This is a genomic window from Marseilla massiliensis (assembly GCF_016899855.1).
Taxonomy (GTDB): domain Bacteria; phylum Bacteroidota; class Bacteroidia; order Bacteroidales; family Bacteroidaceae; genus Prevotella.
In genome coordinates this window covers 1-22,083 of record NZ_JACJJG010000047.1, presented here as the reverse complement: position 1 = coordinate 22,083, position 22,083 = coordinate 1, and the positions used below count along the sequence as shown (strand labels likewise).

14 protein-coding genes are annotated in these 22,083 nt (G+C 56.4%); 9 read left to right on the top strand and 5 right to left on the bottom strand.

Translation table 11 applies throughout. The features are described from left to right. Positions 1-90: 90 nt before the first annotated feature. Positions 91-1,194: a tetratricopeptide repeat protein gene (locus H6A34_RS08985; RefSeq protein ID WP_205105015.1), complete on the bottom strand. Its 1,104-nt coding sequence runs from the start codon at positions 1,192-1,194 to the stop codon at positions 91-93. Positions 1,195-1,510: 316 nt separating this feature from the next. On the opposite strand from H6A34_RS08985, the gene H6A34_RS08980 reads away from it, so the two are divergent. Then, a complete protein-coding gene (locus tag H6A34_RS08980; protein WP_205105014.1) occupies positions 1,511-1,843 on the top strand; it encodes a PAS domain-containing protein in 333 nt (110 codons plus the stop codon). A gap of 75 nt (positions 1,844-1,918) precedes the next feature. On the opposite strand, the gene H6A34_RS08975 is transcribed toward H6A34_RS08980, so the two are convergent. Next, the gene (locus H6A34_RS08975) at positions 1,919-2,704 is read right to left on the bottom strand and encodes a Cof-type HAD-IIB family hydrolase (protein ID WP_205105012.1); all 786 of its coding nucleotides are present in this window, start codon (positions 2,702-2,704) and stop codon (positions 1,919-1,921) included. Between the two features lie 194 nt (positions 2,705-2,898). On the opposite strand from H6A34_RS08975, the gene H6A34_RS08970 reads away from it, so the two are divergent. Then, positions 2,899-3,606, top strand: coding sequence for a DNA alkylation repair protein (locus H6A34_RS08970; protein WP_205105010.1), 708 nt, complete (start codon positions 2,899-2,901; stop codon positions 3,604-3,606). Between the two features lie 213 nt (positions 3,607-3,819). Then, complete coding sequence (locus tag H6A34_RS08965) at positions 3,820-4,584, top strand: helix-turn-helix transcriptional regulator (RefSeq protein ID WP_205105008.1); 765 nt, start codon at positions 3,820-3,822, stop codon at positions 4,582-4,584. Positions 4,585-4,687: 103 nt separating this feature from the next. On the opposite strand, the gene H6A34_RS08960 is transcribed toward H6A34_RS08965, so the two are convergent. After that, positions 4,688-7,009, bottom strand: a complete 2,322-nt coding sequence (locus H6A34_RS08960; RefSeq protein ID WP_239480822.1) for a TonB-dependent receptor domain-containing protein — start codon at positions 7,007-7,009, stop codon at positions 4,688-4,690. A 403-nt stretch (positions 7,010-7,412) separates the two neighbouring features. Here H6A34_RS08960 and argS point away from each other — a divergent pair, with 403 nt between their 5' ends. The 5 genes from argS (at position 7,413) to H6A34_RS08935 (ending at position 11,716) form a co-directional block, all read left to right on the top strand. After that, positions 7,413-9,230 carry an arginine--tRNA ligase gene (gene argS / locus H6A34_RS08955; protein WP_205105004.1) on the top strand — a complete coding sequence of 606 codons (1,818 nt, stop codon included), beginning with the start codon at positions 7,413-7,415 and terminating at the stop codon, positions 9,228-9,230. Positions 9,231-9,271: 41 nt separating this feature from the next. Beyond that, complete coding sequence (locus H6A34_RS08950) at positions 9,272-9,652, top strand: four helix bundle protein (RefSeq protein WP_205105017.1); 381 nt, start codon at positions 9,272-9,274, stop codon at positions 9,650-9,652. 41 nt (positions 9,653-9,693) lie between these two features. Further along, positions 9,694-10,161, top strand: a complete 468-nt coding sequence (locus H6A34_RS08945) for an RNase H family protein (protein ID WP_205105002.1) — start codon at positions 9,694-9,696, stop codon at positions 10,159-10,161. 361 nt (positions 10,162-10,522) lie between these two features. Then, the gene (locus H6A34_RS08940) at positions 10,523-11,092 is read left to right on the top strand and encodes a sugar O-acetyltransferase (protein ID WP_021948308.1); all 570 of its coding nucleotides are present in this window, start codon (positions 10,523-10,525) and stop codon (positions 11,090-11,092) included. A gap of 123 nt (positions 11,093-11,215) precedes the next feature. Next, positions 11,216-11,716: a low molecular weight protein-tyrosine-phosphatase gene (locus tag H6A34_RS08935; protein ID WP_205105000.1), complete on the top strand. Its 501-nt coding sequence runs from the start codon at positions 11,216-11,218 to the stop codon at positions 11,714-11,716. Between the two features lie 19 nt (positions 11,717-11,735). Here the strand turns inward: H6A34_RS08935 and H6A34_RS08930 are convergent, their stop codons facing one another. Continuing rightward, positions 11,736-11,972: a hypothetical protein gene (locus tag H6A34_RS08930; RefSeq protein ID WP_205104999.1), complete on the bottom strand. Its 237-nt coding sequence runs from the start codon at positions 11,970-11,972 to the stop codon at positions 11,736-11,738. 390 nt (positions 11,973-12,362) lie between these two features. Here H6A34_RS08930 and H6A34_RS08925 point away from each other — a divergent pair, with 390 nt between their 5' ends. Further along, complete coding sequence (locus H6A34_RS08925; protein WP_205104998.1) at positions 12,363-20,168, top strand: S8 family serine peptidase; 7,806 nt, start codon at positions 12,363-12,365, stop codon at positions 20,166-20,168. Positions 20,169-20,339: 171 nt separating this feature from the next. Here H6A34_RS08925 and asnB read toward each other — a convergent pair whose 3' ends face one another. Continuing rightward, the gene (asnB, locus tag H6A34_RS08920) at positions 20,340-21,995 is read right to left on the bottom strand and encodes an asparagine synthase B (RefSeq protein ID WP_205104997.1); all 1,656 of its coding nucleotides are present in this window, start codon (positions 21,993-21,995) and stop codon (positions 20,340-20,342) included. Between the last annotated feature and the right edge of the window lie 88 nt (positions 21,996-22,083).

Genomic DNA, 22,083 nt, shown 5'->3' with positions numbered 1-22,083 from the left:
TTGACTTTAACTACTTAGCGAACGACAGTGAGCGATAACTTCTTTAACTTCTTTAACTACTGAAAAGAACTCCTCTAACTACTGAAAAAATCATATCGGCGGCCCGACGATTGCCCCTTTGAAATCCTCGTGTCCGCCCACTACGGCCTCGGCCTGCCTTACCATTCCGTCGAGCGCCTCGTTCGGTTCGGCCAGCGCCGCCATGCTGAGGAACGCGCGGTAGAAAGCCTTTTCCTTTTCATCGTTACCCACGAGGCCGTACGCCTGGGCGGTGTTGAAGATGGTGGCCATGCTGTTGCGGTTGTACCTCAGGGCCTCCTCCCACGCGTATATGGCGCTCCAGTAGTGTCCCTTCTTGTAATATCCCTCGCCAAGGGCGCGCTTCACCACGAAGGCCACGCGCTGGTCGGGCAGCATCAGGCTGAAGGCCAGGTTGAGGTACATTATCCCCTCGTCGGCAAGGTTCATGTCGACGCACACTATCCCGAGGCGGTACAGGCAGCCGGCGTTCTTCATCCCGCTCTTCTCGGCAGCCCTCTTGAGCCACAGGCGGGCCAGCGAGTCGCGCTCGGTCTGCATGTACGTCATGCCGAGCGAGTAGATGGTGTTGTACGTCGAGTCGCCCAGCTCCATCAGGCTGAGGTACGCCCGCTCGGCCGCGTCGAAATCCTTTAGCAGGAAGTTGGCGTCGGCGTACTGCCTAAGCACGGGTATGCACGTCGAGTCGCGCTTCAGGTAGCTCCACGCCAGGTTGCGTCCTATGTTCGGCGAGTAGGCATTGTCGCTGATATACACCTGCGCCACGGCGGCCGTCACCTCGCCGTCCATGGGGCAGCGGCGCAGTATTGCCTGCCCCCATGTCACCACCTGCGCGGTCTCGCCCATCTGGCGGTAGCTGTCGAACACGTAGCGCAGCTGCTCCAGGCTAAGGCTGTCGCCGCCAGGGCCCGCAACGGGCAGCATTGTTGACACGCAACGGCCATAGTCGCCGCGCATGTAGTGGCAGCGGGCCACCTTGCGCACAACAGCCGCCGAGCTGTCAAGGGCCAGCGCCGCGCCGTAATGCTCAAGGGCGCCAAACGTGTCGTGCATTTCCAGACAGCTGTCGCCCAGGGCCACGGGGTCGCCGTCCGTGGCGTGAGACGGCAGCGCACATATTAGCACGAGCGATAACGACATTATCAGTTCTTTCATGTATTATGTGTGTTTCAGGTTGTTTTCCACTCGCAAAAATAAGAAAATATGTCCAAACGGCAAAGGGGCGGGGCGAAAACAAACTAATTTTATAAGTTATTTAACGTTTATATTTAGTTCTTGAGGCGGCCTACACGGCGTGTCCAGGTTAAAGGACGGCAAACAGAAGACGGCCTCCGGCGCTGCGGAAGAGGGCAAAACGCACGGCAAAAGAGCGCCTTTTACAACGCAATATGCGGCAAAACGCAGGCCTGGAGTTCCGCGTTAGCGCAAAAATAACTATCTTTGCACTAAACGTAATATAAAAAAGGAGATTATGAAAGACTTTGAATGGGCTGAAGGCATGAACTGCGCCGTTACAGTGTGCGACGCTGACGCCACAATCGTTTACATGAACAGGAAGTCGAGGGAGACGTTCGCCAAGCATGGCGACCTGATAGGCAAGAGCCTCATGGACTGCCACGGCGAGCGCGCCCGTGGCATAATAAGGCAGCTGCTGGCCACGGGCGGCACCAACGCCTACACCATAGAGAAGAACGGGCAGCGCAAGATGATTTACCAGACGGCATACACCAACGACGGAAAGGTGGGCGGACTGGTAGAGATTTCGATGGTGATACCCGACGAGCTGCCGCATTATATAAGGTAAGCGGCCACGACATGATACGGCAAGGGCGGCGCAACCCACACTGATGGGGCGCCGCCCTGCTTGTTTATAATATCATCAGATTATGCCGAAACGGCTCAGCGCGGCAGCCACTCCGCCCTCGTCAACGCTCGAAGTAACGTAGTCGGCCAGGGCTTTCACGTCCTCGCCGGCGTTGCCCATGGCCACCCCGACGCCCGCCTCGCGTATTATCGTCTTGTCGTTGCCGCCGTCGCCGAAGGCCATCGTCTCCCCTATGTCAAGCCCGAGGCGTGCCGCCATGGTGTGCAGGGCGCTGCCCTTGTCGGCGCCGAGCGCCGTTATGTCGGTAAACTCATAGTACCACCTCGCCGAGACGCAGCCCGGCAGCAGCGGCATGAGCTGCCGTTCGGTGGCCTCGTCGATGATGGGCGTCATCTGGATTATGCGCTGGCTGAGCACTTCTTCACGGCTCATGTCCTCGCCGAGATAGCCTACGCCGAGCATGCCGCGGTAAATGCGGTCGACGTCGGGCGTGGGGTTGCACACCGTCAGGTCGCGCTCGCCTATGAGCATCATGGCAAACTTCATCTCGTCCGACTTCTCCACCAGCGCCCGCGCCTCGCCGGCGGGTATCGGCAGACAGCTTACCACCTCGTCGCCTACCACGCACAGGGCGCCGTTAGTCGTTATGTAGCCGTCGATGAGGTGCTCTATCGCCCCTAAGTTGTTGATAAGCCGCTTGGGCCTTCCCGTAGAGATGTATATCCCTACGCCGCGGCGCTTGGCCTCGGTAAGGGCGTCGACGGTAGACTGCGGTATGGAGTGGGTGTTGAAACTGACGAGAGTGCCGTCAATGTCGAAGAAAAGTGCTTTACAGTTCATAATTCGCGGTTGATTATTTCTTATTAGGCCCATTTGGCTTATTTGGCTAATTAGGCCCAATTAGCCCTATTGGCCTAATAGGCCTGATGGCCAATTTTCTGCAAAATTACGCTTTTTATCTTTTAAATAAAACGCCTGTATTATAATAAATGTTTATTTTTGCGCTGTTAAATGATTTATTGACATAAAGCAAAATGAGCGATTACGACATCATAATGGCCGAGCTGCGCAGTCTCGGCAACGAGGAGAAGCGCCGTGTGTTGAGCGGCTTTTTCAAGACAGGCAAGGGCGAGTATGGCGAGGGCGACATGTTTTTCGGCATTCCGGTGCCGCTGACCCGTGGCGTGGCAAAGCGCCACAAGGCTGCCGACACGGCCACCGTCAATGCTCTGCTGGACTCTGAATGGCACGAGGCCCGCCTCTGCGCCCTGCTCATTCTGGTTGAAAAAATGAAGAAAGCCGACGCCGACAGCGCCAAGGATATTGTGGAAACATATCTCGCCAGCACGGCGCGCATCAACAACTGGGACCTCGTTGACCTCTCCGCATCTTACATCGTGGGCGCCTATCTGCTCGACAAGCCGCGCGATCTGCTTTACCGTCTTGCCTCAAGCCCCCTCCTTTGGGACAACCGCATAGCGATGGTCTCGACCTACGCGTTCATCAAGAAAGGCGACCTTGACGACACCTTCGCCCTCGCCCGGCGGCTTATCAGCCACCCGCACGAGCTGATGCACAAGGCCGTTGGCTGGATGTTGCGCGAAGCCGGCAAGCGTGACATGGCCCGCCTGAGCGCCTTTGTCGACGAGCACTGGCACGAAATGCCCCGCACCATGCTGCGCTACGCCATCGAGAAGTACCCCGAGGCCGAGCGCAAGGCCGTGCTCAGCCGCCGCCCATAAGGCCTATAAGGAAGGTGTGTCGAAATGGAGTTATCGGGAGTTAACGGGAGTTAGACTGTCTGCCGACCGTCCGTAGTTAACGGACAATAGTCTGAAAACCAATAACAAAGCATTTGTCCGTTAACTCCTGATAACTCCTGCGCGGAGCGCATAACTCCCGATAACTCCATTTTGGCGTAAGCCTGATAGCCCCGATAATAATCCCCGACAACAATGAACACCACCGATATTGCATCATTCTTTTACCCGATAAACAAGAATATGGGCATAACCGAGGCCGATTATGCCAAGACCGACGCCTGCGTGGCCATGGCCGACGCCGTATCACGCACCACTAACCACAGCGTTTACATAATAGACTATAACCAGAGGAGCTTCCTTTACGTGTCGCCCAACCCCATATTCCTCTGCGGCTGCCGTCCCGAGGAGGTAAGGGAGAAGGGCTACGGCCATTACCTGACCGTGGTGCCGGAGGACGACTTGCGGCGGCTCGTAGAGATAAACAACGCCGGATACGGCTTCTTTTACGGCCTGCCGATTGAGCGGCGGCGCGACTTCATCATAAGTTACGACTTCCGTATCCGACAGTCCGACCGCCATACGCAGCTCATCCACCACCAGCTTACGCCCATAATGCTGAGCCCCACGGGCGACATCTGGCTCGCCCTGTGCACCATGTCGCTATCCCACGACAAGCAGCCCGGCCCCGTCGTCATCACCGACAAGGCCAATGCAGACCGCTATGTCTACTCTTTCGCCGGCCGGCGGTGGCGAAAGCAGCCGCAACTTACGCTCACCGACCGTGAGCGCGACATCCTGCTGCTATCCGCCAAGGGCCTGCAAAACAGCGAAATCGGCGAAAGTATCTTCTTAAGTGCCGACACCGTGAAGTACCACAAGAAGAAACTCTTTGCCAAACTGCACGCCAGAAACATCATCGAGGCCGTCGGCATAGCGGCCAATATGGGGCTTATTTAGGTGGCATGCCTATCTGGCTTATTGGGCTTATCAGGCTTATTGGGCCTAAATAAGCCGAATAGGCCCAATAAGCCTGATAAGCCCAATAAGCCCGATAGCCATCTTACATCCTTCCTCTTGCGTCGTGGCCGGCGCCCGTTCCACGGTATTTGCTGCGCGCTGTGTTGAATTTATAGCGCACGGTGAGGGTCACCGAGCGTGTGTCGCTCCACGATTTGTCGTACATCATGGCGCGTTCAAAGTACATCAGCGTGCCGTCTTTCATCCTGTGCAGCAGGTCGTTGCCGCGCAGTTCCAAGCTCAGCGCGTCGTTAAGCAGTGATTTTCTTACTCCTATGTTGAGCACGTAATGCTCGTCTTTCATTTCAAGATTCTGCACGTTTCCGCGGCTCTGGTAGTTGAAGTCGGCGTTGACGACAAATCCGGCAGGCAGATTAAAGACATTGTTCCACTGCGCCATGAACACCGGCTTGTTGTACCTGCGCTCCTCTCCGGCGGCCGTCATCGTAAGCCATTGCTTCAACATGCCCGCTCCTATGCTGGGGTTCCACAGCCCGATGGTGGGCGACGCGCTGACGAACACCGTCAACTGCGGCAACCGTCCGTGGTTGATGCGGTTGAGCAGGGTGACGGCCGACTGCCCCTCGACCGTCGTTCCCCAATAAAAAATGTAGTCGCGGTTGAGCTTGTAGCTCACCATCGCCTGCATGAAACGCCACGCCGCAACGGCCGTGATGTCGTGGGTAATAGTGGGTTTCAGGCGCGGGTTGCCCGTCTGCCACGTGAAGCGGTTGGCATAAAGCACGTTGTTGCTCAGCTGAGAGTACGACGGCCGTTGCGTCCTTGCCGCGTAACTAAGCTGGAACTGCACCTTTCCGAGCTGTCCCGAGAGCGACACGTTGGGGAAGAGGTTGTCGTAAGTGCGGCTCTGCGAGGGCATGAACGTGCCATTGTCGAAGTAGTCGAAGTCGACGTGCTCATACCTTACGCCCGCGCTGACCTGGCCGAACGGCAGCGGGTGGCTGTACTGCACGTATGCCGCGAGGTTATGTTCGCGTATGCGGCTGTACGACGTCGGCACGTAGCCTTCGGGGTTGATGTAGTCGTCATGGCGGTCGGTAAAGGTGTATTCGCCGCCCACCGAGGCGCTGCCTCCCCACAAGGGATGGGTGAACGAGAGCTTCGTTGCCGCCAACTTGTTGCTTACAACGTTCTCCGACGTCACCGTGCGGTCGTCGTGCTCGGCGCTGTTCTCAAGGTTTTGCGAGCGGTCAGTGTTGTCGGAAGAGTAATAGTCGGCGTCCCATTCAAGCTCTCCCTTGCCTATCTTGCCTGCGTAATAGGCGTTGAGCGAGTGCGTTGGCTTGGCGTCCGAGCGCATTGACGTGGCCGACGACAGCACGTCGTAAGGTTCGCCGAAGGCCTGCACGTCGCTCTTGAACGTGCCGTTGTCGTGGCGGCGCAGCGTCTTCACTATGTCGTAACGCACGCCGATGGAGTGGCGGTCGTTAAAATCGTAGTTGAAACCTACGCGCCCCCTCAGCGTGCGGGCGTCCGTATCGTTGCGGTAATTGTTGCGTTGCGTCCACAGTGTGTCGGCAAACGTCTGCTGCTCAAGGCGGTCGTATGCTCGCGTTACGTACCGGGCAATGCCCACCATGCCAAACACGTCAAGCCCGCCGTGGCGGTAATTGACGTCCGCCTGACCGTTAAGGTCGGTGTTTTCAGACTGGTTATAGTCGCCGCTGAGCCTGAAGCCGAAGCCGTCGCCCTGGCGTTTCACCGTGCGTATGCGCACCACCGCGCCCACCGACGCATCGTAACGCGCGCCGGGGTTGTGGATTACCTCAACGCTCTTGATGTCCTCTGACGACAGCTGGGCAAGCTCCTCCTTGTCGCGCAGCTTGCGTCCGTTGATGTAAATCAGTGGCGTGCCCTTGCCGAACACCTCGAAGCCGTCCTTCTTGCGTTGCAGTCCGGGTATGCGGGCGAGCACGTCGTTGGCCGTTCCCATGCGCGAAAGCACAGACCCTTCGACGTTAGTAATGAGTCCTTCGTCGCCAAGGCGCGTCACGGGCAGCTGCGACTTCACAACCACTTCGCCCAAAACATTCTCGTCGGTCTTCATCCCTATTACACCCATGTCACCCCCGCTACACCTTTTATATATTGTGACGTAACCCACTGACGACACTCTCAGCAGGCGCTCCTGCCCCGAACTGTTGTTTAAGGAGAACGTGCCGTCCTCACGGCTCACCGTTCCGGCGATGTAGGATGAGTCTTCGGGCGAAAGTATCACCACGTTGGCGAACGCCATGGGCCGGCTCTCTTCGTCAACAAGACGTCCGCTAACGGTCTGCGCCTGCAGGCTGACGGAAATACCGAGCGCCACAGACAAGGCAAAAATAGCTTTCCTGATATTCATAGTTTCCATATCTTTGTTTCCGCTGCAAAGGTAAGTTAAACGACAAGAACGAAATTTACCCCCCCCGAGTAGTTTTTTGTTAAAAGTGTGCCCATCAGCCTTATCAGGCCCATTCGGCCTATTGGGCTTAAATAAGTCAAATTAGCCTGATGGGCCGAATAGGCCTGATAGGAGGCTGAAATGCCGCCTTTCAGGCGGCGAAAGGCAGCAAACGGGAGGGCGAAAGACGGCCTTTGATAACCCACTGCAGGTCAGGGCGTTGCGTGGCGGCTGGCGGACAAGGGGCATGCGGCATTCAATTTTATCACCCGAAAACGCCGTATATCGTTGATTTTTCGTAATTTTGCACTCGATAACAAGTAACTTTCTTAATTCTTAACTCATAATTCTTAATTATAATAAGATGAATATCGAAAGCCAAATAAGCCGCTCGGCGCTCGCCGCCGTGAAGGCTCTCTACGGACAGGAAGTGCCCGAGAAGATGATACAGTTGCAGAAGACGAAGCGCGAGTTTGAAGGACATCTTACACTGGTGGTGTTCCCACTCTTAAAAACATCACGCAAGAAGCCGGAGGACACGGCTGAGGACATGGGCCGTTGGCTGGTTGAGAACGAGCCGGCGGTGGCCTCTTACAACGTAGTAAAGGGTTTCCTTAACCTCGTTGTGTCGCCCCAGGCATGGCTGCAGCTGCTCGCCGACATAAACGCCGACGGGCACTACGGCGAGAAGCAGGCCACGGACGACGCCCCGCTGGTGATGATAGAATACTCGTCGCCCAACACCAACAAGCCGCTTCACCTGGGTCACGTGCGCAACAACCTCTTAGGCTGGAGCCTCGCGCAGATAATGCAGGCCAACGGCAACCGCGTGGTGAAGACCAACATAGTGAACGACCGAGGCATACACATCTGCAAGTCGATGCTGGCCTGGCTGAAATACGGCAACGGCGAGACGCCCGAGTCGAGCGGAAAGAAGGGCGACCACCTGATAGGCGACTACTACGTGGCCTTTGACAAGCACTACCGCGAAGAGGTTAAGGAGCTGAAGGCCAAGTATATAGCCGACGGCATGACCGACGAGGAGGCCGAGAAGAAGGCCAAGGAAGAGGCTCCGCTCATCAAGGAGGCACACGAAATGCTCGTAAAATGGGAGCAGGGCGACCCCGAGGTGCGCGCCCTTTGGGAGAAGATGAACTCGTGGGTGTACGCCGGTTTCGACGAGACGTACAAGGCGCTCGGCGTAGGCTTCGACAAGATATACTACGAGTCGCAGACTTATCTGAAAGGTAAGGCCAAGGTGGAGGAAGGCCTCGAAAAGGGACTTTTCTTCCGCAAGGAGGACGGCAGCGTGTGGGCAGACCTCACTGACGAGGGCCTCGACCAGAAACTGCTGCTCCGTTCGGACGGCACGTCGGTTTACATGACGCAGGACATCGGCACCGCCGAGATGCGCTTCAACGACTACCCGATAGACAAGATGATTTACGTCGTGGGCAACGAGCAGAACTACCACTTCCAGGTTCTTTCAATATTGCTCGACCGCCTCGGCTTCAAGTGGGGCAAGGAGCTTGTGCATTTCTCCTACGGAATGGTGGAACTGCCCAACGGAAAGATGAAGAGCCGCGAGGGAACGGTGGTTGACGCCGACGACCTCATTGCCGAAATGATAAAGGACGCGCGCCAGACGAGCGAGGAACTGGGCAAGTTCAGCGACATGACCGAAGAGGAACGCGCCAACGTTGCACGCATAGTGGGCATGGGTGCGCTCAAATACTTCATCCTGAAAGTCGACGCAAGGAAGAACATGCTGTTCAACCCCGAGGAGTCAATCGACTTCAACGGCAACACGGGTCCGTTCATCCAGTACACCTACGCACGCATACGCAGCATAATGCGCAAGGCCGCAGAGCAGGGCGTTGAGCTGCCCGCAACCCTCGACGGCACGTATCCCGTGAACCAGAAGGAGACCGAGCTAATCCAGAAAATGGCCGAATACGGCGCTGCCGTGCGCCAGGCGGGCACGGACTACAGCCCCAGCGGCATAGCCAACTACTGCTACGAGCTGACCAAGGAGTTCAACCAGTTCTACCACGACTACAGCATCCTCGGCGCCGACAGCGACAAGGAGAAAGTGCTCAGGCTCGTTCTCGCGGCCAATGTGGCAAAGACACTGAAGAACGGCATGGCTCTCTTGGGAATTGAAATGCCGGAGAGAATGTAATTTTTTAATTCATAATTCACAATTCATAATTCATAATTGGGCTGGTGAGGAGCAAGGATGACAATATAATTGTTCAAAAGAGCTATGCTTTCAGTCTGCGGTGTGTCAAGCTGTACAAATATCTTTGTAACCGTGACGGTAACTATATTATAGGTAAACAGTTATTAAGAAGTGGTACAAGCATAGGCGCAAACGTGCGTGAAGCATTGCGGGCACAGACCCGTCCCGACTTCACGACAAAGCTGAACATAGCCCTAAAAGAAACCAGTGAAACCGAATATTGGATAGAATTACTGCGTGATGCGGAATATATCTCAACCTCACAAGCTGAAAGTATGCTTTCTGACTGTGTTGAATTGTTGAAAATACTCACATCAATTATAAAGAAGACAAAAGAAAATAATTCGTTATTGAATAATTAAAGAACAACGGAAAACACCCAACCAATTATGAATTGTGAATTATGAATTATGAATTAAATAATCCTCCCGACTACCGTAACGACACAGTGCTTCCTCTTCCAATGGAAGTAAGTGCCGACGCGTGGTCGGTGGATGCGGCGTGCAGCGGCAATCCGGGCAAGATGGAGTACCGCTGCATCGACCTTGCCACGGGGGCGCAGGTGTTCCATTTCGGCCCCATGTTCGGCACGAACAACATCGGCGAGTTCCTTGCCATCGTGCATGCCCTCGCCCTCATGGAGCAGAAAGGGCTGCGCAAGACAATCTATAGCGACAGCTTCACGGCGATAACGTGGGTGAGGAAGATGCAGTGCAAGACCAAACTGGAGCGCAACGTGCAGACGGCGCAGCTCTACAACATCATCCTCCGCGCCGAGACGTGGCTAAAGACACACCCTTTCCGCGTGCCCATCATACAGTGGGACACCCGCAAATGGGGCGACATTCCCGCCGACTTCGGACGCAAGTAAAAGTGAGAAGGTGAGAAAGTGAGAAGGTGAGAATACTTTAACTACAAAGGATTAGGCATTTGTCTTAACTACTTTACTACATAACTCCTTAACTCCTAAGCATTTGTCTTAACTCCTTTACTTCATAACTCCTTAACTCCTAAGCATTTGACTTAACTCCTTTACTTCATAACTCCTTAACTCCTAAGCATTTGTCTTAACTCCTTTACTTCATAACTCCTTAACTCCTAAGCATTTGTCTTAACTCCTTTACTTCATAACTCCTTAACTCCTAAGCTAATGACTTTAACTACTTAGCGACCGTAAGGGAGCGATAACTACTTTAACTCCTTTAACTACAAAGAAAGACTCCTTTAACTACATGAAAGAATTGACCGAATTTGAAAAGATGCGCAGCCGTCAGCTCTACGACTTCTCCGACCCGGAGATTATGGCGAGCCTGAGCCATGCCAAGGAGGTGTGCACCAAGTTGCAGACGATGACGATAACGAGCGACGGATACCGCGGGCTTATCGAAGACCTCATACCGGGCATTCCGGAGGACAGCACGGTGTGTCCGCCGTTCCACTGCGACCACGGCAACGGCATAAGCATAGGCCGCAACGTGTTCGTGAACTACAACTGCACCATGCTTGACGGCGGCAACATCACCATCGGCGACAACGTAAAGATAGGACCCAACTGCCAGTTGTACACACCGCAGCACCCCATCGACCACGTGGCAAGGCGCAAGTCTATCGAGACGGCCTACCCTGTAACCATCGGCGAGGACACGTGGCTGGGCGGCGGAGTTATCGTATGCCCCGGCGTAACCATAGGCAAGCGCTGCATAATCGGCGCGGGCAGCGTGGTGACCAAGGACATTCCCGACGACTGCATGGCTGCGGGAAACCCGGCGAGAGTCATAAGGGAGTTAAGAGTTAAGAATTAAGAGTTAAGAAAAAATGCCTTATACATTGTCAGGCAAAATAACAACAAGGCATTTTTTCTTAATTCTTAACTCTTAATTCTTAATTATATCAGCTCTTAATTCTTAACTCTTAATTAAAAAAACATGGACATCCTTTTCGTCTGTCTCGGTAACATCTGCCGCTCGCCGGCAGCCGAGGCTATAATGAAAGAGAAGCTCGGGCAGCTGGGCATGGCGGCTGCCGACGTGACGGTTGACTCGGCCGGTATAGGCTCGTGGCACGAAGGGCAGCTGCCCGACCGCCGAATGCGCAGCCACGGCGCCGACCGCGGCTACGACATAAGCAGCCGCGCACGGCAGATAAGGCGCGAGGACTTCGAGCGCTTCGACTACATCTTCGGCATGGACCACGAGAACATGGCCGACCTGCGGCGCCTGGCGCGCACCGACGAGGAGCGCGGCAAGATACTCTGTGCAGCCGACTTCATGACGCGCCACCCGGGATATGACACCGTGCCCGACCCGTATTACTGCGGCGCCGACGGTTTCGAGCTGGCTCTCGACCTTATCGAGGACGCCTGCGACGGGATAATCGCACGCCTGTTTCCCGACACACGGCCGCACGACACACGACACAACGCTTAACGTATTGATTCACAATGCGTTATGAAATGCCGCCTTTCATCCGACGAAGGGCGGCATTTTGCGTTGAAAACAACGGCACATCGCTTGCCCGTTTGCGGTAAAGCGGTTCTTCAGCAAACCTGTTGGACGACATATAAAAGTCAATCCCGGCCATGAAGGGTCGAATCGTATTTACGGTTTTGAGGTTATGCGGTTTTGAGGTTTTAAGGTTTTGAGGTTTTAAGGTTTTAAGGTTTTGAGATTTTAAGGTAAACATTGAAACCGTATAACCTTAAAACCTCAAAACCGCATAACCTCAAACATATTATTTATTTGAATGTTCGGATTGATAACATCCACTTACTTTTAACCGTTGATTCTCCATTTTCCCGCCTGCGTGAATCCCGAAGGCAAGTACTAATTGTACATTTTACACTCAAAAATATTGCAAAACGATTTAGACAATGCAAAATATGCTTATAAATTGACACCTTTTAAATATTAATTTTACATTTTATCTATATACATTCTTGGTTTTTAGTGAATTTTTATTAATTTTGCGGCAATATATATAGTTATTATGCATGAATACTGACACTTGTTGATTTAAGTATTAGTTTTTATACACTTTTTACTCATTTATTTATTAACTTTTAAATTAAGCGTTATGCGAAAAACCCTACTAAACCTGATGCTGCTACTGTCGGCCACGGCTTTCAGCACGCAGCTTTCAGCTCAGTCGGTTGCCACTCAGTCCGAAAGGAAAGTGGTGCGCGTCAAGCTACAGCGTGAGGTCGCAGACCGTCTGCTCAAGTCGCCGATGACGATGAGCAACGGCGTGGTGACCACAGGCATTACCCCGCTCGACCGCGCCAACCGGCAAGTGAAGGCAGTAAGCATCAAGCGCCTTATCCCCTACTCCCCGAAGTTCGAGGAGAGGCACAAGGCAGCGGGGCTTGACCTCTGGTATGAAGTGACATTCGACTCCGAGGCTGCTACCCCCGCGTCGGCACGCTCGCTCTACAAGACCGTGCCCGGTGTGCAGATTGCCGAGGAAGTAAGGCCGATGAAGCTCATCGGCGAAGGCAAGGCGCGCGTGGTGTCACAGGCCGAACTGGCCGCCAAGGCTTCGGCAGACATGCCGATGAACGACCCCATGCTGTCACAACAGTGGCACTACAACAACGACGGAACCCTGCTGCAGGGTGCGGTTGCCGGCGCTGACGTCAACCTGTTCGAGGCATGGAAGGAGGAGACCGGTAAACCGGACGTTATCGTCGCGATAATCGACGGCGGATTCCAGACAGACCACCCCGACCTGCAGAAGAACGCGTGGACTAACGAGGCCGAGCTTAACGGAGAGCCGGGCGTTGACGACGACGGCAACGGATACACCGACGACGTCTACGGATGGAACTTCGTAATCAACTCTTCCGACGTCTACCAGCACGAGCACGGCACGCACGTGGCCGGAACCGTGGCCGCTGTCAACGGCAACGGCATTGGCGTAAGCGGCGTGGCCGGCGGACAGAACGGCGAGGGCGGAGTGAAGATGATGGCATGCCAGGTGTTCGACTCACGCTCGAACGCCAACGCCAACTTCGCGGCAGCTCTCGTCTACGCGGCCGACATGGGCGCAAGCATTGCCCAGTGCTCATGGGGATGGGACACCGACGGTTACTACGAGCAGGCAGTGCTCGACGCCATCGACTACTTCACGCAGTACGGCGGAGGCGGTGTCAAGGTAAGCAGTGACCCCGACGAGTGGGACTATACCAATGCCAAGATGAGCGGAGGACTCTGTATCTTCGCCAACGGCAACACCGGACTGGAAGGCCAATACTATCCGGGCTGCTACGAGCCGGTACTGGCCGTGGGAGCGATGAGCCCCATGCTCACGCCCGCCACTTACTCGACACGCGGCACATGGTGCGACGTGACGGCGCCGGGCGGCGAGATGGACTACGGCGACCCTTACGGAGTGCTCAGCACGCTGCCCAACGGCACGTACGGATACATGGAGGGCACGTCGATGGCCTGCCCGCACGTATCGGGAATAGCGGCGCTCGTACTGTCGAAATACGGCAACCCCGACTTCTCGAACTCTACGCTAAAGTCACAGCTGACGTCGTCGGTTAACGACTTCTACACACGCAACCCCGACGTCGAGGGACTGTTCGGAAGCGGATACATCGACGCGTGGAAGGCCCTGCAGATGGGCACCGGCGAGGCTCCCGAGCCCGTCAGCGACTTCACGCTGACACCGTCGCAGGACAACATCCTCATAGAATGGACGATACCGCAGGCCGACGAGGGCAGCGTAGACCACCACGTGATATACTACAGCACCAGCGAGTTCACGGCCAGCACCGACCTGTCGACACTCCGCTCGGTAACTGTGGACACAAAATTCCAGACCTCGGGCGACGCGTTCTCGTACGAACTGGGAGGCCTTGAGCCCACCACGACCTACTACGTAGCCATCGTGGCCGTCAACCGTTACGGCACGCGCGCGGCCATGTCGCCCGTCAAGAGCGCCACGACCAACGAAGGCCCCGAGATAAGCCTCGACAAGACGGAGCTGAGCCTCAACGTCGACGCTGCCAATGGAAGCGTTGCCACCGACCAGCTAACCATCAACAACATAGGCAAGGGTATCCTCGAGTACAGCCTCTCGGCAAACACCGTATCGGAGCAGATATCAACGTCGGCGCTGACGGCCCCGTCACCGGGACGCATAGTGCCCGCAAGCAAGAGCGTGCAGGCATACTCGGCAGTGACTAACTACCCCGTAGTGACAGCCGACTACGTGCAGGAGGACTTCCCGAAAGAGATGACCTACTCTAATGGCATTTACCACTACATCGGCGACAGCGACACGTCGAAGCCCAACGCCCTGGCGCAGTACTTCTACGTAGACCCGACAACGTATCCTGACGGATTCAACCTGACCGCGATAAACTTCGGCGGACCGGGCGAATCGTTCACACCTACAATCGAAATCTATAACGGCTCGCAGTCAATCTCGACGGCCAACCTGCTCACGTCGTTCACGCCCGAGTGGTTCACGTACGGCTATGACCAGGACCTCGAGGAGCAGATATTCTTCGAGCCGGGCTCAAGCTTCTGGGTTGTCGCAAAGTTCCCGGCAGGACAGACCAACCCGCTCGGCGCAGGATACGCCAACGCAGAGAACGTAAACCAGTACAGCTTCTACAGCGGTGACAACGGACAGACGTGGACACAGCTCAAGCAAGTGCTCAGCGAAGGCAACCTCGCTGCCAACGCCGACTCGATAGTATGGGACGTTTACGCCGTAAGCAAGAACCCCAACTGGAGCTCAGTGCTCTCTCCCGAGCCCATCAGCGGCACGGTAAGACCTGGCGGACAGCAGGTGGTAACGATGCAGAACGACGGACAGACCATGCCCAACGGCAGCTACACCTTCAACCTTGACGTCAACACCAACCAGACTGACAAACCCGTGCAGAAGGTGACGGTACGCATGGAAGTAACCGGCAACAAGCCCGAACTGGTAACCGCCAAGGTGGTGGACTTCGGCGAACTGCTGATAGGACAGGAGAAAACGCTGTCCGTAGAGGTTGTCAACAACGGCTACGGAGCCTTCAACGGCGAGTGGGGAGGACTTCAGGCACCCGACAACATCACGTGCAGCTCTACCGAGTTCGAGCCTGCCGACTACATATTTGGAGGCTTCGCCCCGCGCTCTACCGGCACGTTCGAAGTGACATTCAAGCCTGCTACGGCCGGCAGCAAGTCGGGCACCGTTACCTTCAAGGACAAAAACGGACAGACATACAGCTTCGTAGTACGCGGCGTGGCCACAAATCCCGCCAAGGCTGAGGTGACACCCGCCACTTACGACTTCGGCGACCTTGAGGTCGGCGGAGAGACAAAGACCACTACGATTACCGTAAAGAACACCGGCGAATACCCGCTGGAGTACGTCTTCCCACGCTTCTCTGACGAGACGATAGGCGACGTTGCTGCCCACAAGTTCGGCTACAGCTACGAGTCTAACCTCAACGGCTCTGACGAGTTCCAGTACGACGGCAACCCCGACCTGCTCAACGAGACCGACATCACGGGCCAGTTCAACAACAACGTATGGCAGTCAGAGGCCGTTGACCTGGGCTTCCAGTTCCCGTTCTACGGCGAGAACTACTCCCGCGTGTACATCAACGACCGCGGCGGCGTGGCGTTCAACCAGATAGACGGCAACATCACGTGCATGGTGCCCGTGGCAAGCTGCGTAGAGGGCCTTGGCTACATCTCGGCATTCGCATGCTCGGGCAACCTCTCGATGGGCGCCAACAGCAAGATAACCTACGGACGCCAGGACGGCAAGTTCACCGTGAAATACAAGGACGTGCTGGCTCCCGCCCTTGACGGCGGCGACCAATACACGCCAGTAAGCTTCCATATGTCGCTCTGCGCTGACGGAAGCGTTGAGGTATATTACGACGACTACGACCGCACCACGACCTTCAACGAAGGCCAGAACGTATTTGTCGGCGTGGCCGACGTTGACTGCGCCGACCCGTTCGTGGTAACCGACAACGAGGCTGCGCTCGAAGGCAACACCCTCTACCAGCAGATAACCACCGGCTCGGCAATACGCATCGTGGCGCCGGCAACGTCGATGGTATCGCAGCTCTCAAGCCCGAGCGGCGTCGTGGGAGTGGGCGAAAGCAAGGAGATAACCGTAACGGCTAAGGCCGTTGAAGGCATGTACGCTGGCGAGTTGAAGAACAACCTGACCATGCTCACCAACGACCCGACGACCCCGAGCGTAAACATCGCGCTCACGGCCAACATCACCGGCGACGGACTCGTGCCCGTGGCACAGCTCGACGCGACGTCGGTTGACTTCGGAGAGGTGTTCCGCACGGCTACGGAGATACGCCCCGTGCTGCTTAGCAACAACGGAACCAACGACCTCGTCGTAACGTCAGTAACTGTAGAGGGCGGCAAGTTCACCGTGCCCGACGACGTAGCCAAGGGCTTCACCATCAAGCCCGGATACGGCAAGGACATCATGATAACCCTGCCTACAGAGACTGAGGGCGAGGTAAGCGACGTGCTCACCGTCAACTACCAGGACGGAACGTCGGCACAGGTAACGCTCAGCGGTAACGTCATCGGCTGCCCCGAAATCAGCGTTACGCCGGAAAGCGTGACGGTTGACACGCCCTACGGCACTGACATGGCTCAGACGCTGACCGTCAACAACGGCGGCAACGAGGCGCTGACCTTCTCGGTTGAGCCCAACGCATGGTTCAACATAACCAACCTTGAGACCGACGAGAACTCGTCGCTCGGCTACATCTACAAGTCGAAGACCGACTACGACGAGATAGAGTACAACTGGATCGACATAACCAACGACCCGGAGACCGAGCACCAGGACTTCACTTACTACATTGACAAGACCGACTACTACACGGTTGAGCTGCCCTTCGAGTTCCCGTTCTACGGCAAGAAGTACAAGACGATGTACATCTACAACACCGGCTTCGTATCGTTCAGCCAGCACGAGGACTACAAGGAGTTCCCCGCTCCGCCGGCTACGTTCCCGACCACGGAGACGTTCTACACCAACATCATAGCTCCTTTCTGGGGCAACCACTCGATGGACGTCTCGACGACGAACGGAACTTACTACAAGGCCGAGGACGACCGTGTAATCATCTCGTACATAGGCTACGCCAACAGCATGATGCTCGGCATGGACTTCCAGCTCATCCTCAACCGCGACGGCAGCTACAAGTTCCAGTACCTGCTTGAGGACGGCGGCGTGATGAGCGGCGTGTTCGGACTTGCCGGCATGCAGGACGAGACGGGAGAGACGGGCTTGCGCCTGCCCGACCAGTGCATCGCCACCGGCAACGCGGTAGAGTTCTATCCCGTAAAGACCTTCACAGTGCCCGCAGGAGGCTCTGTCGAACTGCCCATCGAGGTGCTTGCCGACAGCCTTGGCGGCAACTACGAGACAACGCTCGTAATGCAGACCAACGTGCCGACGAAGCCCGTCGTAGAGATTCCTATGGCTATCAGCATACAGGGCGAGCCTAATCCGGTGATACCCGACGCTATCGTTGACGAGGCCGTAGTAGGATCCAACCTCACCGGCTATCTCGAGACCGAGTTCCAGGTGGCAAACACCGGTTCAAAGGCATTCAAGATAACCAACGTGGAGTTCGCTCCCGACATGATGACAACTCCCGCGCAGCTCTTCGTCTACGCAGAGATGCAGCAAGGCGGCGGTATCGACCCGGGACCCCTCAGCGTACAATCTTCCGACAGCAACATGGGCTGGATGCAGTACGACGGCCGCGAGCTGGAAGTAGGCAAGGAGCCCGTGAGGTTCGCCATCTGGACGTTCGAAACGGGCATGCCGTTCACGGTTAACGCTCCGGTGAAACTGACGTTTGAGGGAATTGACGTCACAGAGCAGGAGATTCTTGTCGACATCAGGATGACCGAGGCTCCGCTGCTCGTCACCACCCCTGCCGAAGGCGTGACCATCGGCGGCGTAGACGTCAACAACGACTACACGGGCAAGGGCAGCATGACCATCAAGAACGAAGGACAGTACAAGCTGACCTACTCGCTCCGCATGGACCCGACCGGCATAGGCGAGACTCCTGAAGTGCCCGGCAGCGAAGGAGGAGGCGGCATAGCTCCATGGTCAACCAACAAGGGCGTGTACAGCCTGACCGAGGCCGAGCGCGACTCGCTCATCAAGGCTTCCTGCCGCGGAATAGAGCCCCACACGGTATTCGAGGGCTTCCCCTACGACGTGCCCGAGGGCTACGACTGCAGCAACATACTGTACTATCCGATACTCGGAGTGACGAGCCCGAAGACATACATGATAGGCTCGCGCGACAACGTCAACAACTTCATCGCGGCTACGCGCTTCGTCGCTCCCGCCGAAGGATTCAACCTGTCAAAGCTCTTCTTCTACGGAACGATAGGCACACGCGAGAATGTCGACTTCGAGGCCCAGGTTATCCAGGGCGGCGACGTAGCGGCAGGCACCGTGATAGGACAGGGCACGCTCAGGGTTGAGCGCGAGACTCCAATCGACGGCCACTACATGGGCGAACCGCGCATGCTCGAGTTCGACAAGGACGTGTACATCAACCCAGGCGACACCTTCTACGTAGCGCTGAAGTATCCTACCGGAGAGGAAGTGATGGCATACGTACCACAGAAGGAGGACGCAATGGAGGAAGGACGCTTCATGGCATACAACGCCACTACGGGATGGTATGACCTCGGAGCGGCAATGTACGAGAGCTACTACTCTTCGTTCGGCTACTTCATGACGTGCATCGAGGACGTGCCCGGCAAGCCTTGGATAAAGCTGCTCACGACCGAGACCGATGGCGAGCTGGCAATAGGCGAGGAGAAGACCGTAGAGTTCGAAATCAACGGCGAAAGCTCATACTTCGACCACGGCAACAAGGCCGTAATCGTAATCAAGAGCAACGACCCGACACAGCCGGTTGTCAACTACCCGATAACGCTCAACAAGAACGCGGCGCCCGTAGTAACCCTGCCCGAGGGAACGATAACCGTACCCGAAGGCTCGACAGCCGAGATGGTAATAACCGTCGAGGACACCGAGGGCGAGGCATTCACCACAAGCGTAAGCGACGAGAGCGGCATAGCAACCGTAAGCAAGTGCACACTGACAGCTTCAGACGGTACGGAAACAACTGTTGAAGCCGTTGAAGGCACAATTGAAGTACCGGCAGGCAGCAAGCTGCAAATGACCGTAACGGTAGCTCCCGACTACGGCACTGCAGGCCAGCACACTGCGGTAATCACCGCCGAGGACGCTTCGGGTAACTCAACAGATGTACAAGCTATCTACAACGTAGAGTTCACCAACCGCGCCCCGGTTTACGAAGGCGACGACGAGATGACCGTATACGTAGGCCAGACATCGGGCGTGATAGCATACTCGACAATCTTCAGCGACCCCGACGACGACGAGATGACCTTCACGGCAGAGCTGTCAGACAGCCCGGCTGCAACGCTCTACCCGAGCGCTGACGGATTCATCATCGGCGGCAACGCGGCAGGCACGGCCGAGCTGACGCTGACCGCTACCGACGCCAGCGGCGCAACTACCGAGCAGAACGTAACCGTAAACGTGGCACCGGCCACCGGCATAGGCAACGTTAACGCAGGCAAGGACATCAACGTAAGCCCCAACCCCGTGGTTGACAGGCTTAACGTAGTCCTCGGCAACGACGCCGACAACGTGAACTACTACGTTTACGACAACGCCGGCAGCCTGGTAGCGACAGCGCACGCAGCCCACAAGGCGGCAGGCGAGGCACAGACCATCGACATGAGCAGCCAGGGCGCAGGCATATACCGCGTCAAGGTGACAACTGCCGACGGCGTGTTCAACGCTACGGTACTGAAGAAATAAACATCGGCATGACAACAATCCGACCGGCTACGGCCGCACGGCGCGGCGCCATAAGCGCCCGCAGTGCAACAGCCTGTAAGCCAGGACATTAAAAAAGGCCGCCTTTCACATGATGAAAGGCGGCCTTTAATGTTATTGTTTTTACTCTTTTACCTTTTAAAAAAGAGCTTTTCACAGGTGCACGTCGGCCACGGCGCGTCCGCTGGGCTCGTTCTGTCCCTTGAACGATTCGTCCCAGGCCAGCGCCTCGGCGGTGCTGCACGCCACGCTGGGCACGCTGGGCACTGACGCGGCCGCGCTGTCGCTGGGGAAGTGGGCGGCGAACATCGTGCGGTAGAGATACTCCTCCTTGTTACGCGGCGGGTTGACGGCAAAGCGCTCGGCGGCATGGCTCATCTCGTCGTCGGTAACACTGTCGTCGGCTATGCGCTTGAGGGTGTCAATCCACGAGTAGCCCACGCCGTCGCTGAACTGTTCCTTCTGCCGCCAGGCCACCTCCTCGGGCAACATGTCGGCGAAGGCCGAGCGCAGGATTTTCTTCTCCATCACGTCGCCCGGACACATCTTTGCCGACGGGTTGACGCGCATGGCCACGTCGAGAAACTCCTTGTCGAGAAACGGCACGCGGCCCTCTACGCCCCACGCCGCCAGGCTCTTGTTGGCGCGCAGGCAGTCGTACTGGTGGAGCTTGGAGAGCTTGCGCACCGTCTCCTCGTGGAACGCCTGCGCCGACGGCGCCTTGTGGAAGTAGAGGTAGCCGCCGAACACCTCGTCGGCGCCTTCGCCCGAAAGCACCATCTTTATGCCCATGCTCTTGATGACGCGCGCCAGGAGATACATCGGAGTGGAGGCGCGCACGGTGGTCACGTCGTAAGTCTCGGTAAAATATATCACGTCGCTCAGCGCGTCGAGCCCCTCCTGTATGGTGTAGTTAATCTCGTGGTGCACGGTGCCTATGTGGTCGGCCACGAGGCGCGCCTTTTCCAGGTCGGGGGCGCCGCGCAGGCCCACGGCGAACGAGTGCAGGCGCGGCCACCACGCCGCGTCGCGTCCGTCGTCCTCGATACGCCTGCCGGCATGCCTTGCCGCCACAGCGCTTATGATTGACGAGTCGAGCCCTCCGCTGAGCAGCACCCCGTAGGGCACGTCGCTCATCATCTGGCGGCATACGGCACTCTCGAGCGCGCGGCGCAGCTCCTCCTCATCAGCCCTGTTGTCCTTAACGGCTTCATAACTGAACCAGTCGCGCTCGTAGTACCGCCTTATCTTGCCGTCACGGCTGCTCAGGACGTGCCCCGGGGGGAACGGCCCGTAGCGGCGGCAGTTGCCCTCAAGGGCCTTCAGCTCGCTCGCCACGTACAGCGTGCCGTCGTCGTCGTAACCTATATATAGTGGAATCACGCCGATGGGGTCGCGCGCTATGAGGTATTCGTCGCGCTCGGCGTCGTAAAGGGCGAAAGCGAATATGCCGTTCAGGCGGTCAAGAAAGTTGGCCCCATAGTCGCGGTACAGCGCGAGGATTACCTCGCAGTCGCTGCCCGTCATGAACCTGTACTTGCCCTCGTACTGCCGGCGCAGCTCGCGGTGGTTGTATATCTCGCCGTTGACGGCCAGCACCTGCTTGTTGTCGGAGCTGAACAGCGGCTGCCGTCCCGACTCGGGGTCGACAATCGCCAGCCGCTCGTGCGCCAGTATGGCCGACCCCCCGGTGTAGATTCCGCTCCAGTCGGGGCCGCGGTGGCGTATCTTACTGCTCATTCGCAGCGCCTTCTGCCGTAGCTCTGGCGTCTGCTCCTTGATGTTGAAAATGCAAACTATTCCACACATTGGTAATTAAGAATTAAGAGTTAAGAATTAAGAGTTAAGAATTAAGAGTTAAGAATTAAGAGTTAAGAATTAAGAGTTAAGAATTAAG